15 protein-coding genes and 4 pseudogenes are annotated in these 13964 nt (G+C 69.7%); 9 read left to right on the top strand and 10 right to left on the bottom strand.

The genetic code is table 11. The annotated features are described in order from the left end of the window. Positions 1-9: 9 nt before the first annotated feature. Entirely contained in the window at positions 10-741 is a 732-nt protein-coding gene (locus ACIP4P_RS23095; protein ID WP_400921183.1) for a hypothetical protein, read from the bottom strand. Between the two features lie 244 nt (positions 742-985). Further along, entirely contained in the window at positions 986-1450 is a 465-nt protein-coding gene (locus ACIP4P_RS23100; protein WP_400921185.1) for a hypothetical protein, read from the bottom strand. Between the two features lie 343 nt (positions 1451-1793). On the opposite strand from ACIP4P_RS23100, the pseudogene ACIP4P_RS23105 reads away from it, so the two are divergent. Beyond that, a pseudogene (locus ACIP4P_RS23105) lies at positions 1794-2297 on the top strand (winged helix-turn-helix domain-containing protein); the annotation flags it as partial. A gap of 86 nt (positions 2298-2383) precedes the next feature. Then, entirely contained in the window at positions 2384-2740 is a 357-nt protein-coding gene (locus ACIP4P_RS23110) for a transposase (protein WP_400921187.1), read from the top strand. A 67-nt stretch (positions 2741-2807) separates the two neighbouring features. Here ACIP4P_RS23110 and ACIP4P_RS23115 read toward each other — a convergent pair whose 3' ends face one another. The 3 genes from ACIP4P_RS23115 to ACIP4P_RS23125 all read right to left on the bottom strand — a co-directional run bounded on the left by ACIP4P_RS23115 (position 2808) and on the right by ACIP4P_RS23125 (position 6022). Then, positions 2808-4154 (bottom strand): serine/threonine-protein kinase, encoded by a 1347-nt coding sequence (locus tag ACIP4P_RS23115; RefSeq protein WP_400921189.1) that lies wholly within the window; start codon positions 4152-4154, stop codon positions 2808-2810. A 179-nt stretch (positions 4155-4333) separates the two neighbouring features. Continuing rightward, on the bottom strand, positions 4334-5440 hold the full coding sequence (locus tag ACIP4P_RS23120; RefSeq protein WP_400921191.1) for a hypothetical protein: 1107 nt from the start codon (positions 5438-5440) through the stop codon (positions 4334-4336). Positions 5441-5608: 168 nt separating this feature from the next. Further along, positions 5609-6022, bottom strand: coding sequence for a hypothetical protein (locus ACIP4P_RS23125; RefSeq protein ID WP_400921193.1), 414 nt, complete (start codon positions 6020-6022; stop codon positions 5609-5611). Between the two features lie 283 nt (positions 6023-6305). Here ACIP4P_RS23125 and ACIP4P_RS23130 point away from each other — a divergent pair, with 283 nt between their 5' ends. Then, entirely contained in the window at positions 6306-6869 is a 564-nt protein-coding gene (locus ACIP4P_RS23130) for a suppressor of fused domain protein (protein WP_400921194.1), read from the top strand. A gap of 297 nt (positions 6870-7166) precedes the next feature. On the opposite strand, the gene ACIP4P_RS23135 is transcribed toward ACIP4P_RS23130, so the two are convergent. Continuing rightward, positions 7167-7742: a helix-turn-helix domain-containing protein gene (locus ACIP4P_RS23135; RefSeq protein ID WP_400921195.1), complete on the bottom strand. Its 576-nt coding sequence runs from the start codon at positions 7740-7742 to the stop codon at positions 7167-7169. A 119-nt stretch (positions 7743-7861) separates the two neighbouring features. On the opposite strand from ACIP4P_RS23135, the gene ACIP4P_RS23140 reads away from it, so the two are divergent. From ACIP4P_RS23140 to ACIP4P_RS23150, 3 genes are read left to right on the top strand one after another with little or no spacing between them, the layout of a single operon-like run. Continuing rightward, positions 7862-8698 carry an EamA family transporter gene (locus ACIP4P_RS23140; protein ID WP_400921197.1) on the top strand — a complete coding sequence of 279 codons (837 nt, stop codon included), beginning with the start codon at positions 7862-7864 and terminating at the stop codon, positions 8696-8698. 27 nt (positions 8699-8725) lie between these two features. Next, the gene (locus tag ACIP4P_RS23145; protein ID WP_400921199.1) at positions 8726-9373 is read left to right on the top strand and encodes an FMN-binding negative transcriptional regulator; all 648 of its coding nucleotides are present in this window, start codon (positions 8726-8728) and stop codon (positions 9371-9373) included. Positions 9374-9416: 43 nt separating this feature from the next. Next, positions 9417-10151, top strand: coding sequence for a B3/4 domain-containing protein (locus ACIP4P_RS23150; protein ID WP_400921201.1), 735 nt, complete (start codon positions 9417-9419; stop codon positions 10149-10151). A 106-nt stretch (positions 10152-10257) separates the two neighbouring features. Here the strand turns inward: ACIP4P_RS23150 and ACIP4P_RS23155 are convergent, their stop codons facing one another. The 4 genes and pseudogenes from ACIP4P_RS23155 to ACIP4P_RS23170 form a co-directional block, all read right to left on the bottom strand. After that, complete coding sequence (locus ACIP4P_RS23155; RefSeq protein ID WP_400921203.1) at positions 10258-11112, bottom strand: IS5 family transposase; 855 nt, start codon at positions 11110-11112, stop codon at positions 10258-10260. A gap of 47 nt (positions 11113-11159) precedes the next feature. Further along, a pseudogene (locus tag ACIP4P_RS23160) lies at positions 11160-11586 on the bottom strand (RacP protein). A gap of 3 nt (positions 11587-11589) precedes the next feature. Next, positions 11590-11937 (bottom strand): annotated as a pseudogene (locus ACIP4P_RS23165) (DUF6192 family protein); the annotation flags it as partial. Positions 11938-12467: 530 nt separating this feature from the next. Further along, a pseudogene (locus ACIP4P_RS23170) lies at positions 12468-12887 on the bottom strand (ankyrin repeat domain-containing protein); the annotation flags it as partial. Positions 12888-12955: 68 nt separating this feature from the next. Here ACIP4P_RS23170 and ACIP4P_RS23175 point away from each other — a divergent pair. The 3 genes from ACIP4P_RS23175 to ACIP4P_RS23185 are packed head-to-tail and all read left to right on the top strand — an operon-like array spanning position 12956 to position 13894. Then, positions 12956-13255 (top strand): hypothetical protein, encoded by a 300-nt coding sequence (locus tag ACIP4P_RS23175; RefSeq protein WP_400921205.1) that lies wholly within the window; start codon positions 12956-12958, stop codon positions 13253-13255. Positions 13256-13295: 40 nt separating this feature from the next. Continuing rightward, positions 13296-13565, top strand: a complete 270-nt coding sequence (locus tag ACIP4P_RS23180; protein WP_400921207.1) for a hypothetical protein — start codon at positions 13296-13298, stop codon at positions 13563-13565. Next, positions 13562-13894: a hypothetical protein gene (locus tag ACIP4P_RS23185; RefSeq protein WP_400921209.1), complete on the top strand. Its 333-nt coding sequence runs from the start codon at positions 13562-13564 to the stop codon at positions 13892-13894. Before ACIP4P_RS23180 ends, ACIP4P_RS23185 begins: the two co-directional genes overlap by 4 nt. The last annotated feature ends 70 nt before the right edge of the window (positions 13895-13964 follow it).

Consider the following 13964-nt stretch of genomic DNA (forward strand, 5'->3'; position numbering starts at 1 on the left):
CTTGCGCGCTTATGAGCACTCCCAGAAGAAGCGGCCTTCGCGGTGGTCGGGGCTGACGAAGGCGTAGCCGTAGCCGTAGCCGAAGTTGAGGAAGTACGGATCGTCCCCGCCCTCGCCGGCGTCACTGATCTTGAAGAGGAAATGCCAGGGGGCGTCGACCCTCGCCTCGTGGTTGGGGTAGGTGGCGGTGCCGCCGTAGTAGTCGTGCAGTTCCTCCCCGTCGCAGTCGTCGATGTCAGGACCGTCGCCGCGCATGCCTCGCTGGTATGCCGCTTCCTCGTCGATTGTGCGGTCGACGTCGGGCGGCACCGGCTGAAGGTCGACGCGCCATTCGACCGGGATCTCGGTGTCACCGGGACCCCAGCGCCACAGGGTCCGTCCGCGCGTTCCGGGCGGGCCGATGGCGGCGAAGAGCGGGATGCGGCCGTCCGGTTGCACCAACAGAACGGCCTCGCCGTCCTCCGGGTCGATTCCTCCCATGACGATCTGGTCCTCGTGGAGGAAGAGGTAGGCCAGCCGGAGTTCGGGACCGGGTACGGGGAACTGTCCGATGAACACCAGCGGTTCGCCGGACTTCGGATGCACCGGCCAGGTCGGTTCGGCGAGCCAGACGGGTTCGCCGCCGAACTTGGCCACCGGGTCGGCAATCGGCTGCTCGGCGGCGCTGAGGATCATCTGCTGGCGTGGCAGGAAGGCGGCATCGTACGGCCCCTCCGCTTGCCCAGTGGGACGCGCGATCATGAGCGGACCCTACGGCACACCAACGACGAACCGCGCGGTCCAGTCAAGGCCCGGAGGGGAGGAACAGACGACTGCGCGCTTATCTGCAAGGTCGGCGTTCGCGCGGGACGGAACCCGGTTCCAGCTTGCCTGAGCAGAACGCAAGGCCGAGCACTTCCTCGCCTTCGCCGGCATCGCCGTGGTGTTCATCTGCTTCCGTCGGACGGCCGCCTGAACCAGCGGACCGAGGTGGCATCCGGGCCGATTAGAGACCGGCCGGGTGGCTGGAAAGCCAGCTGGAGTGCCGGTCGCGCATCCGGTCCCGTTCTTCGGACGTGGCGAGGAAGACATCGGCACCGCCGTCGTAAGGGTGGTGAATGCGCCGTAGCTGGGTGTCGGTGATGAGGACGCCCGCCACCTTGTCGTCGGCGACTTCACGCAGCAAGTCATCGAGGCACCCGTGCCGCCAAGGCCTGCGGGCAGCGAAGAGGTGAGAGTAGGTGCGGAACTCCGGGTCAGGGTCGTCCTCAACCAGCAGACTCTGCCAGTAGCCAGCGTCCGGTTGGCGCGTCGGGACATCGGGCTCGGCCGTCCAAACAGGCGTGATCACATACACATCCTCGCCAGCGAACAGTTCGTCGAGGACAGCGTTGTAGCGCTGCAGCACGACGGCGTACTCGCTCTCGTCCTGCGCGTACCGCGTCGACTCGGGAAGGCTGTGAAAGCGCACCCAGACATCCCGGTAGGGACCACGGAGTTGGTACCCGACGGGAGGACAGCTGGGCCACCGCTGGCTCCACAGCTCCGTCAGCGCTGCCTGACCGCTTCCAGACACCCGCGGCACCGATCCTCTCTCTCACGGCCCCGACCAGCGACCATGATGCCCGAGCGTCGCCCGCCAAAAGAAACGATTTCTATTGACCCGAAACGGTAGGGGTTCTGGGTCGTCGAACGCTGCGTGAGTGAACTGGTGGGGGGACGCGCGGCATTTGTCGCCGTCGGCTCAGGAAGCGTTGCGGCTGCGGGCGGTGGCCGCGCTCGAGGAGGGGCGGGCCCGCGAGGACGTCGCGGTGATGTTCAAGGTGTCGCTGAAGGCGGTGGACGGCTGGTGGGCGAAGTGGACGGCCGGCGGCCGCGAGGCACTGACCTGCCGCCCTCGAGGCAGGCGGATCGGGGAGCATCAGCTCCTGTCCGAGGCCGAGCGGGCTGCCGTGCGGCAGGCCGTGCTCGACCGTCAGCCCTGCGAGCTGGGGCTGGCCGGGCAGCTGTGGACGCGCTCGCAGATCGGTGAGCTGATCGCGAAGCTGTACCGGGTCCGGCTGACCGAGCAGGGGGTGGGCAAGCACCTGCGGCGCTGGGGACTGTCGTTCCGGCGGCCGGACAAGCGCGCGGTCGAGCAGGATCCCGAGGCGGTGCGCGCCTGGCTGGAGGAGTTCTGGCCCGCGATCCGCGCGAAGGCGAAGGCTGAGAGCGCGGAGGTGCTGTTCGCCGACCGGGTCGGCATCCGATCCGACCAGGTCACCGGCCGGACCTGGGGCGAGAAGGGCCGCACCCCCGTCGTGGGCCGCACCGACAACCGGTTCTCGGTCAACGCCGTGTCGGCGATCAGTACCAAGGCCGCATGTACTTCATGGTCTTCACCGAGATGTTCGACGCGAAGACGATGTGCCGCTTCCTCGACCGGCTCGCCGGCCATTTCGAGCGCAAGGTCCACCTGGTCGTGGACCGCCACTCGGTCCACCGCTCGCGAACGGTCCGGGCTTGGCTGGACAACCATCCCGGCCAGGTCGAACTGCACTTCCTGCCCTCGTACTCACCGGAGCTGAACCCGGACGAGCCGGTCAACGCCGACCTCAAGCGCAGCCTGCCCATGAGCAGCCGCGCCCGGAACCGAGCGGATCCGGCGGCCGAGGCCCTCCGGTTCTTCCACCGCCGACAGCGCCAACCCCACATCGTCTGCGGCTACTTCCACGGCCCTCACGTCCGGTACACCCTCGACGAGAACCAATTGAGTTTCTGATCAATAGTGCCGCATCAGGCAACGTTCGCCTCGTCGATGTGCCATCCGGCTGCTGGGCGAATCATGATCACGACGCTGTTATGCGTCGCCGGGCTCGCCGGGTCTTGATGTCGCGGTAGCAGTACCCGGCTGCGGACAGGACGGCCAGCACGAGCACGACCCACAGGGTTACACCATCCGCATAATAAGGATTATCCGCGACGATGGCCACGTTCTTCGCAACCTCAAGAACGAGGGTGGCAACGGCAACGTACCCGGTTCCGCGCATCAGGCGGGTGGAGTGCGGTCTGAGCCTGGCCGTCCACACCCAGAGGACCACCGTTTCTACCAGCAGCCCGATCCCACCAAAGGGGAGCACCGAGAAGAGGAGGAGCAGCCACAGCAAGGCCGAGAGGACGTACCGTGTCGCGCGCCTGAGGCGTGCCGGGGTGTGAGTCGATGCGTCCGACCGTACGGAGAGGCTACCTGCTCTGCGGGTGGGGGCCGTAGGCGGCAGGGAGGCCGTCGCTGTCATGGAGGAGGGTCGGGTGGTCGCTCCCGCTGGTGGCGCAGGGCCCCCGGCGGGCTCCGGTGTGTGGCCGAGGTGTTGTAGCGCCTGGGAGAGGTCGGTGGCGTTCGGGTACCGCTGTTCGGGGTTCTTTGCCAGCAGCCTCAGTAGGAGGTCGTCCCACGCGAAGGGTATGCCGGTGGATAGCGAGCTGGGCATGGGCGGTTCTTGTGTGAGGTGTGCCGAGAGGTATCCCAGGGTGTCGGGTGCCTGGAAGGGGAGCCGGCCTGTGATCAGCTCGAAGAGGATGCAGCCGAGGGCATACAGGTCGCTGCGCGGTTCTGGGAATCCGCGTGCCTGCTCCGGGGCCATGTAGGGCGGCGTGCCGACGATGAAGCCGCTCTCGGTGAGACGGGTGTCGGTCGGGTCGACGGCGCGTGCGATGCCGAAGTCGAGGACTTTGGCGGTGCCCGCCGGGGTGATCAGAATGTTGGACGGCTTGATGTCGCGGTGCATGATTCCGGCGTCGTGCGCCGCGGCCAGCGCTTGGGCGATCTGTTCGCCCCATCGAGCGGCGTCGGCCAGAGTGGCGGCGCCCCGACGCATCAGTGTGTCGAGACCCTCGCCCCTGACCAGTTCCATGACGAGGAAGGGGACGCGGTCCTCTCCCTCACCGTGTTTGCCGAGGTCGTGAATGGTCACGATGTTGGGGTGCTGAAGGCGGGCGGTGAGGCGGGCTTCCCGCAGGAACCGGGCCCGCGCCTCGCCACCACGGCTCCCGCCGCCGGTGAGCAGGGAGATGACCTTGACGGCTACAGGCCGGTCCAACGTCTCATCCTGGGCCTGCCACACCTGCCCCATGCCACCTTGGCCGAGCTGACGCACTAATCGGTACCGCCCGACAAGAAGCTGTGCATCCACTGCCATTACTCCCCCAATTGCTCCTCAACTCGCCTACCCTACGGGGGTTCTGCAGCCGCAGGGAACGGTGCGGAGGGCCGATCCAGATCACTTCCAGGCCCGGGAACCGGACGACCGGCCACAACGAGACGAAGCTCGCCTGATGCGGCACTAGACCTTTGGGAGCGGGTCGTTCCGGTCCCCGGTCAGGGGCTCGTCGGAGCCTTGATGAAGAGTTCAGGGTGGGCAGTGTGGACGTACTTCATCGCGGTGGTGTCCGAGACCCCGAAGACCCGCATCAAGTGGACCGGGTCTTCCGACTCGTGGGCTTCGTCGAGGAGGCGGTCGATCCGCAGCCTGTCGGCGCTGACACCCAGTCCGGCGAAGACCTGCTTGACCGCGGTGGGGCTGATCGGCGGAGCCGTCGGATCGAGGGCGGTCATCTGTGTCATGAATAGGTGCGGGTTGGTGCTGCGTGGCCAGCGTTCGGCGCGTTCGCGGAGCCAGTTGTTCAGCAGCACGGTGGTCAGGTCGTCGAGATAGACCGTGTGCCAGCCGCCACTGCGGTGGGGGACGCGACGTCGCCCCTTGGCCCGGTCGAGGCCGGTCAGGCGCGTGGTGCGGAGCGTTTCGGGGCCGAGGGCGTGGACGGCGACCAGGACAACCAGGGCGTTCGCCATGGCGCTTGGGGCGCGGTCGAGCAAGCCGACGAGCCGGTCGGTGGGGATCCGTCTCGGGACCGTGACGACCTTGGGGATGGAGTACTTCCGTGCCGGGTCTCGGAAGGTCACCCGCTCGCGCTTCAAGGCTCTGAATAGCGACCGCAGGGCGCAATGGGTGTCGTGGCGCCTGGATCCAGCCCGCTCGTCGACGGCCGTCTCGACGTCCTGTGGTGTGGCCTCTCGGAGGCTGGTCATCCGCTGGCTCCACTGCTGCAGCACCGGGGCATGGGCCTGCGCGTAATGGCGGATTGTGGAACAGCGCATCGTGATCGACGGGGTCCTCCTGCGGCCGCGGCAGACGTCCACCCAGATTTCCGCCTCCTCCCGGATCTGGTCCGGGAGGGCGGCCAGGAGTCGGTTGACTGCGGCCTCGTCGGCGTCGACTCGCTCGACCGGGACCAAGAGGCTGCGTTGGGCGGGGTAGTGGCTGACGCGTCGGCTGGCCCAGTTCTCTCCGAAGGCGGCGACGGCTTCCAAGTCGGCCTGATGGATGGACACTTCGGCGCCGAGCCAGCCGGTGACGAACAAGAGCGCTCTCAGGTTGATCTTGATGGAATCCTTGTGCCAGCCGCACCTGTTCGCGAACTCCACGAAATCTTGGGCGAGTTGAGCCCCTGCTGGCGTGGGGTGGAGGAGGGGTGATGTGCTGCAGCTTTGCCCAGTCCCGAGCCGGGGTGCGGAACAGTTCCAGTTGGTTGGGGTCGACCAGGATCTGTGAGGCATCGGGGCGCATGGGCTGGCTGACGCGAGCTGCTTGGTTCAGGCGGTTCCGGCCGGGGGTGAAGCCGATACCGAGCCAGAGCTGGTCACCGCCGGCGGAGCCGAAGCCGCGACGGTGGTCGACCAGGACCAGGTGGCAGTAGCGGCAGCGGCAGCGGCAGCGGCAGCGGCAGCGGCAGCGGCAGCGGCCATACCCGACGCGTGCCACCAGGTGCGGATTCCCGGAGGTCGGCGGCGCTGTCCCGGGTGCCGGTGGAGGGCGGGCGGCTCATCGGAGGCGGTAAGGCAGGCGGTGACGGAACGGGCTTCGTGCAGAGCGGTCTGCGGGCGGTCGTTGTCGATGCTCAGACGCTGGATCGCGGCGACGGCGCGTTCGAGCTGCTCGGTGCGGTCGCGGTTACGTAGCGCGAGGTCGTCCACGAGCTGCAGGCACCAGGTGAACAGCGGGCCCATGACCTCTTCGGGGATCCGCAGGCCGGAGCCCGGTGCGGACCATCAGGTCGCAGAACGTCTTGTTGCGTGCCGCCCACCGGCCCAGAAACCCCGGCAGCGGCAGGCCTGCCGCGTCGAAGCCCCGCACTCCGACCTCACGCCACACCCGGGCCCGTGAGACTGGTGAGCTCGCATGTTGAGGTGTCGCGAATCTGTGGCTGAGGCCACCATGTCATTACACTGAGTGATCAGTCGGAGACGTCCATCGGCGGTCTGGCATGATCGCGCGGTGAGCGTTGCGAGGGTGCAGGCCGCCGAGGCCGTCGAGTCGCATGTCCGAGAATTCTTTGACGGACATGCCGTGGAGGTCGTCGAATACGACCTTGGGCCGGGGCACCGAGAGGTGCTGGTCGACCTGCGAGTTCTCGTCGTGGGCCCCGGCCCGCGCACCGACTGCTGGGCCTATGTGACGGCCGGTTGCTGGTCCGAGGTGGAGCAAGACGGCCATGGACTTGAGTTCGTCATGACCGCCCACGTCCGCGACCAGCGGTTCGTCGAACTCATGGCGATGATCGCGTACTACCACTGCGGAGGGCACCTGCTCGACGTGGAGCACAGCATGCCGATCGGTAAACCGTGGGTGCCGGGTTCGACCTGCGAGCACCTGCTTATCAGCCTGCCCTATCTCCACGGCCCTGACCTTGAACACTGTCCACTGCCCGAGGGACACGCGCGCATCCTGTGGGCCCTGCCGGTGACGACGGCCGAGATCGAGTTCCGTAGGCATCACGGCCACGAGGCGCTGGAGCAACTCTTCGACGAGGCCGAGATCATTCCCACCGACCCCTTCAGGGCATCGGTCGTGTGAGTTCTCCTCCGGCCGCCCGGGATCATGGGGTTCGATCCCCGCTGGCATGTCGGTTCCGGGTTCCGCCGGCCTCCGTGACGAGGTGGGTGGTGGTCTTGTCGTGGTAGCCGAGGGCCCGGGCGACGACGGGAGCGGAGGCTTGAAGTACCAGCTGGCGAATCGCTGAGGCCCGGCCGCGCTGGGCGGGAACCCCGGCGGCTCGAAGCTGGTCGAGCAGGCTGGTCGGGTCCATCGGATGCCCAGACTGCCGGCCGGGGAACAGCCAGGCCCTGCTCCGGCTGTCCGGGGCCGCTGAGGCTATGCGGCGCCGGGGGGCAGGTGGACGGTCATGATCAGGTGGCAGGGTTCGGTGCCCGAGCCGCGGTAGGTGTGTGCGTGGTCGGCGTCGAAGGTAGCGGTCTGTCCGGCCGCGACGGGGTGCTCGGTGCCGTCCACGACGAGGACCATGTGTCCGGTGGTGACGCTGACGGTCTCCACGACGCCGGCCTGGTGGGGGTGGCTGGGGTACTCCTCACCGGGTTCCAGGATCCAGCGCCAGATCTCAGTGGCCGCCGGGCCGCCGGTGGTCAGCATCAGGCGGGCTTCGCCGCCGCGCTCGCCCTTCCACAGCGGCATGACGGCGTCGGCGCTCACCACCCGGACGCGCTGCTCGGGGCTGCCTTCCAGCAGTGCGGAGACGGAGATGCCGAGGGTGTCGGCGAGGCGGACCAGGGTGGCGAAGTTCGGATTGCCCTGCGCCTTCTCCAGGGCGACCAGAGAGCCCTTGCTGACGCTGGCACGGCGGCCGAGTTCGTCCAGGGACAGGCCGGCGCGGGTACGGGCCGTGCGGACGTTGTGCGCGAGCGTCCGCAAGGCCGCCTCGGTCTCAGCCATCGCTGTCGTCCTTCCATCGATAGATCAGTGCACTGCACCACACGGTCGTTCGACTGGCCATCGCCGGTCGGTTCGTTGTACGGTTTAGTCGTTCTATTGATAGTAAGGGATGTACCTCCGTGATCGCTCTGCTGCTGGCCCTGGGCAGCTCCCTGGCCTACGGATGCGCCGACTTCCTCGGCGGCCTCGGTGCCCGCAAGGCCCACGTCCTGCGCACCGTGATGATCGCCGCCCCGGCCTCGCTCACCGTCGAACTGCTGCTGTGGCCCTTCCTCGGGGCCTCCTTCGCCCCCGCCACTCTCGCCTGGGGCGCGGCCTCCGGGGTCGCGTCGGCCGCCGCGTTCGCCCTGCTCTACCGCACGCTCGCGATCGGCCCGATGAACGTCCTGTCCCCGATCACCGCGCTGGTCTCGGCCATGCTGCCGGTCGGCGTTGGGCTGGTGCAGGGCGAGCGCCTGGGCCCGGCCGGGCTCATCGGCCTGCCGCTGGCACTGGCGGCGGTCGTCCTGGTCAGCGCCGGACACGGCGCCGACAGCGCGCGTCCCTCACGCACCGCGCTGCTGCTGGCCCTCGGCGCCGGGGCCGCCATCGCCCTCCAACTGGTCTTCCTGCACCAGGCACCCTCCGACAGCGGCGTCGGCCCACTGATCACCGGCCGTGCCGTCTCCTCCGCCGTCACCCTGGCCGCCGCCGGCGCCATGTTCCGCAGACTGGGCCCGGACAAGCCCGCCTACGCCGTCTCGGCGGCAGCCGGCGTACTGGACTCGATCGCCAACCTGCTGTTCCTGCTGGCCGCCCGCAGCGGCGACCTGGCCGTCGTCGCCGTGATCACCGCCCTGTACCCGGCCGGCACCGTCCTGCTCGCCCGCAGCGTCCTGGCCGAGCGCATCCACCGCGGCCAGCTGATCGGCCTGGGCACCGCCACCCTCGCCGTCAGCCTCCTCGCCCTCACCTGACCCACACCCCGCCCCGGAGGACCCGCCATGTTCATCCAGCCCTGGGACGCCGCCCTGGACGACGCCGAATGGAAGACCTGGATCGCCGACGGCCACGACTTCGGCATCCTCAGCGTCAACGGCCCGCCCGGCCAGGCACCCCTCACCGTTCCCACCCACTTCACCATCGACGACCGCACCCTGCTGATCCACCTCGCCCGCCCCAACCCCGCCTGGAAGGCGATCGAAGCCGACCCGAACGTCACCTTCACCGTCACCGGCGACTACGCCTTCATCCCCGGCCCCTGGCGCGCCAAGCCCGGCACCCCGCCCACCGACGGCGTCCCCACCAGCTACTACGCGGCCGTCCAGTTCACCTGCCGGGCCACCGTCATCGACAACCCCGACGCCAAGGCCGAACTGCTGCGCCGCCAGATGGCCCACTTCCAGCCGGACGGCGACCACGCCCCCATCGCCCCCGACCAGCCGCCCTACGGCCGCATGCTGCCCGGCATCCGAGGACTTCGCCTGGACATCACCGAGGTCCGCGCGAAGTTCAAGTACGACGACCACAAACCCGTCGAGCACCGCACCGAAACCGCCCACCGGCTCACCGAACGCGGCCGCCCCCTGGACGCCCCCACCGCCGGCCAGCAACTGCGCCGCCTGGAGCGCACCGGCCCCTGGAAGCCGTGACCCCGCCGCCCCGGCCCGCCCTCCCGAAACGGACCCCCTCACGATGACCGCCCTCCGCCTCAGCCCCGCCGTCGCCGAAGCCTTCCCCGACGCCCTCATCGCCGTCGTCACCGCCACCGGCCTGCGAGGCCGAGAACCATGGCCCGCCACCACCGCCGCCCAGGAGGACCTGGAACAGCAGCTCGCCGCCGGCACCTGGGCCCCCGCCGACGAGAACGACCCCCGCATCCAGGCCTGGCACACCGCCTACCGCTCCTTCGGCACCAACCCCCGCCGCATCCGCCCCAGCGTCGACGCCCTCGGCCGCCGCCTGGCGAAGAAGGGATCCCTGCCCCGGATCAACCCCGCCGTCGACTCCTACAACACCGTCTCCGTCCGCCACGGCCTGCCCGCCGGCGCCTTCGATCTCGCCCACGTCACCGGCGACATCGAGATCCGCTACGCCGACGGCGACGAAGCCTTCACCCCGCTCGGCGAACCCGACACGGTGGAAACCCCCAAGACCGGGGAGATCATCTACACCGACACCACCGACGTCCTCACCCGCCACTGGAACCACCGCGACGCCCACCGCACCCGCGTCACCGAAGACGCCACCAACGTCGTCTTCGTCCTCGAAACCCTCCACGCCACCCGCGACGAACACCTCCTCAAGACCGCAGCCGGCGAGTTGCAGGACCTGCTCACCGAGCACTCGGCCCAGAGCGCCGTCCACTACCTCAGCCCCGCCCACCCGCACGTCACCATCGGAGGCCACGCCTCCGCGCGCCCGGCCTGAACCCGCCGAGAAGGCCGACGGGTGGTCGGCGGCCGTGGCAGAGTGGCCACCGGACGGCGCCACAGCCGGGACCGAGCCAGGGCCACGGCGGTGACCGTGAGATGGATCAGTCCCGCTGGGCTTCGCTGGAGGCCGACTGTCCCGACCGCTTGGACTGCCGCTGGGTGATGCGCCTGGTCATCAGGGTGACCGCGGCCCAGGTGATCAGCGACTCGGAGTGCTGGACGAGGCGTTCGTAGTCCCGGGCGTGCCGGCGCGCGTGCATCACCCAGGCCTGGGACCGTTCGACCACCCAGCGGCGGGGCAGGACGACGAAGCCCTTGGCGTCCTTGGGGCGGCTGACCGTCTTGACCGTGAGGTTCAGGTACTTCCTCGCCCAGCCGACGAGCTGTCCGGCGTAGGCGGAATCGGCCCAGACGATCGTGATCTCCGGGTGCATCAACCTGAGCCGGAACAGGCCCCCCTTCGCCGCGTCGCGGTCGGTCATGTCGGCGGGGGTGACCATGACGAACAGCGGCAGGCCCTTCGTGTCCACGACCAGGTGCCGCTTCCGGCCGTTGATCTTCTTCGCCGCGTCGTAGCCGCGCGAGTCGTGGCCGACCGTCTCGGCGGCCTTCACCGACTGCGAGTCGATGACGGTGGCGACCGCGCCCGGAGCCCGGCCCACGTCACGGCGGACCCGGGCGCTGAGCTGGTCGCGGATCTGGCCGGTCACCCCGGCCGCCGCCCAGCGCGCTATGAAGCCGAACACGGTGCGCCAGGGCGGGAAGTCCTTCGGGAGCGCGCGCCACTTGCAGCCGGTGTCCACGACGTAGCGGATCGCGTCCACGATCTCCCGGCGCGGGTGCTTCTCCGGGCGCCCGCCGGCCTTCGTCTCGCAGGCCGGTATCGGTAGCAGCGGCTCGATGAGTGCCCACTCGCCGTCGAAAGTGTCCGAGGGGTAGCAGCGTCGACGCGTCACGAACTCCCCCCTTCGGGTAGTTGGCGGGCCCGGGGGATCGGTGAGGGTCAGGCGTCGCTGTAGTCGGCGATCACGTCGAGCGTGGACTCCACCGAGCTGAGCTGGGTGTTCGGGTGCTTGATCCAGCGGCCCTTGGGCTGCAGTTCGGCGTGCGGGGCGACGACGCCGGTGATGAACCGGCGGATCTCGGTGAGCTCCTCGCGGATCACCGCGACCTCGTACGCCTGGAGCTCGACGGGGTCGGAGCAGAACTTGTAGCCGTCCGCCCTGCCAGATCAGCGGCGGCCAGTTCCGTTCGGCGATGATGTCGCGCAGGCAGGCCAGCCCTGCTCTGACCTGGCTCTTGCTAAGCGCCGAGGCCCGGGTGAGCTGGTCGAAGGCCAGCCCGGCGGGGCGGGCCTCGAACAGGACCTTGCGCACGGTGTCGGCGTGCCGTTCGGCAGCCGCCGACCTGCGCTCGGAGGCGCGGGGCATCGCCTACTCACCCTGGAGCAGGCGGGCCAGCTCGCCATCCATGTCGACCTTCCCGGTGTCGACCGCGGTCTCGATCCAGTCGAGCGTCGCCCGCACCCGGGCCACGTTCTCGTGGACGATCACGCGCTCGTCATCGCCGAGCTCGCGGTCGCGCAGGCTCGGAACGACCCGGCCGGCGGCGGCAACGAACGCGTGGCAGGCGGCGACCAGGTCCAGGAACTCCACCGTCCGGTCGAGGCCGCGGACCGCCGGCGCCAGCGGGCCGCTCTCCTCGAAGTGCGCGCGGGCCTGCCGGCCCCGCTCGACCTGGGCATGGTTGACCTGGTGGCGGGCGGTGTCGTCGGCCATCGCCCGCGGTCGGCGTGAGCCAGGACGGCCGGGAGCTCCTCGCCGGAGCAGTAGCCGGTGAACGCCGTGATGACGGTGCGCAGGGCGTACGGGTCCCGCTCGGTGTCCAGCCGGGGCCGGAGGAACTCGGCGGCCTCCCGGGTGAACGGCGGCTCGTCACCGTTGTTGGGATTGAGGCCGAAGCCGAGGAAGTTGATCACGTCGAGCGCGAAGCGCCTACGGTCGAGCAAGCCGGCCTCCCCCGCACCCTCGGCGACCTTGCGGGCCCAGTCGAACCTTTCCTGGCTCTCCGGCTCGGCGATCCGGGACAGCGACGCGAACCAGTCGTCGTGCTCGGGGTCGGCGTGGACCAGGGCACGGGCCATCAGTTCCTCCGGTGCACGATGGATGCCGAGCTTCGCCTCCATGCCGGTGATGATCGCCCGATGGGCCGGAAGTGGCACGGACCCGGCGCCGACACCGGCCTCCAGGGCCGCCCGCGCCGACCGCAGCGCCCGGCGGTGCGGGCTGTCGGCGCGCAGCGGGTCGCGATCGGGGGACAGCAACGCATTCAGGACCCAGTAGGCGCCGTTCTGGGCGGCCCAGGTGACCGGGTCGACGCCGCCGGCCCAGGGGCGAGCCGGGTCGACGCCCAGCCCTACCAGGCGGTCGACGACTTCGTGGCGCCCGGCGTACGCGGCCGCCGCCAACAGGGTGACACCGTCGTCCCCGATGAGCTCGTCGTACGCCACGTCGTCGAGGAAGACATCCTCCAGGAACTCGAACACCGTGGTGTCGTCGCCGCGCTCGGCCGCGGCCAGCAGGGAAGGCAGATCCACCGACCGATCATGCCCGCCGCCCGAACACCAGGTCGAACGCATTTCCGCCCCGCTCCCCAAACCGCCACACCCAGCGGCCCTTCCCCGGGTGGCACCACGTGCCCGGCGCAACCGCACAGGGAGAGCGGGCGTCATCCGCTATGGCATAGGCCAGCGATGGACGAGCCGGATGACGGCTCACGACGGGTCAAGGGGGAAGGCCGATGTTCGAGAAGGCGAAACAGCGCGCTGCTGAGAAGGCCGCCAAGGTCGACGCGCATGCCGCCCATGTGTACGTCTCCACGCTGCCGATCGGTCCCAGACCGTTCAAGCAGGTGGAGGTGCTCACAGGGGAGCGCGAAGGTGATCCGCGGAAGGCCTGGGCGAACCTGCGTCAGCTGGCGGCGGACCACCGCTGCGACGCGGTCCTCGGTGCGGCGCTGACCTCCTGGGACAGTGATGGTTTCCCGAGATTCGTCGCCTACGGGACCGGAGTGCGCTGGACCCCGGAAGACGAGCACTGATCCGTCGGACCGAGCCGGCATCCAGAATGCCGGCCACAGATTGGACGCCGCGCACCCGAGCTACCAGCGCCACGGACCGTTCCCCACACGGGCGGTGGAGATCCGCGGGCGCCCGGCCGAGGACGGCTCCGCACCGCCACACCCGCAGGAGGCCTTCACCACCGCCGAGGCCGAACTCCTCGCCGCCGCCCACGTGCTCATCGGCGACCCCGCCTCCGGCCTCTCCCGCGCCGCCGACCGCACACTCTGGCGACACATCTCCGCCCACGCCCGCCAGGACGAACCCGCACTGGCCCAGGCAGCTCGGTGATCCGGCCGACCACCCGGGCGTCGTGGGCGGCGAGCGCGCGCAGGACCCGCCAGCTGGCGCGCAAGGAGCTGGCCTCGATCTCGGCGTCGGCCTCGGCCTTCACGGCCTCGCCGGCGTCGTGGACCTCGGCCGGGTGCGCGGTGGCGGTGTCGTCGCCGACCGCCGACCCCACGGACCCCTTCCTCGCCCTGCCACCCCTCCCCCACCACGGACCGGGCCCCTACCGGGTGCGCGTCCACACCCGCGGACGCGACGACGGCAAAGACCTGGGACACAACTTCGGCGAACCCGTCGAACACCACCTCATCCAGGCCCGGCCCGCCCCATGACGGCCGAGACCCGCCACAAACTGAGCGACCGCCGCGGACACACCATCCGCACCCGCACCTGACCCGCCGT

Source organism: Kitasatospora sp. NPDC089509 (assembly GCF_044749365.1).
Classification (GTDB): domain Bacteria; phylum Actinomycetota; class Actinomycetes; order Streptomycetales; family Streptomycetaceae; genus Kitasatospora.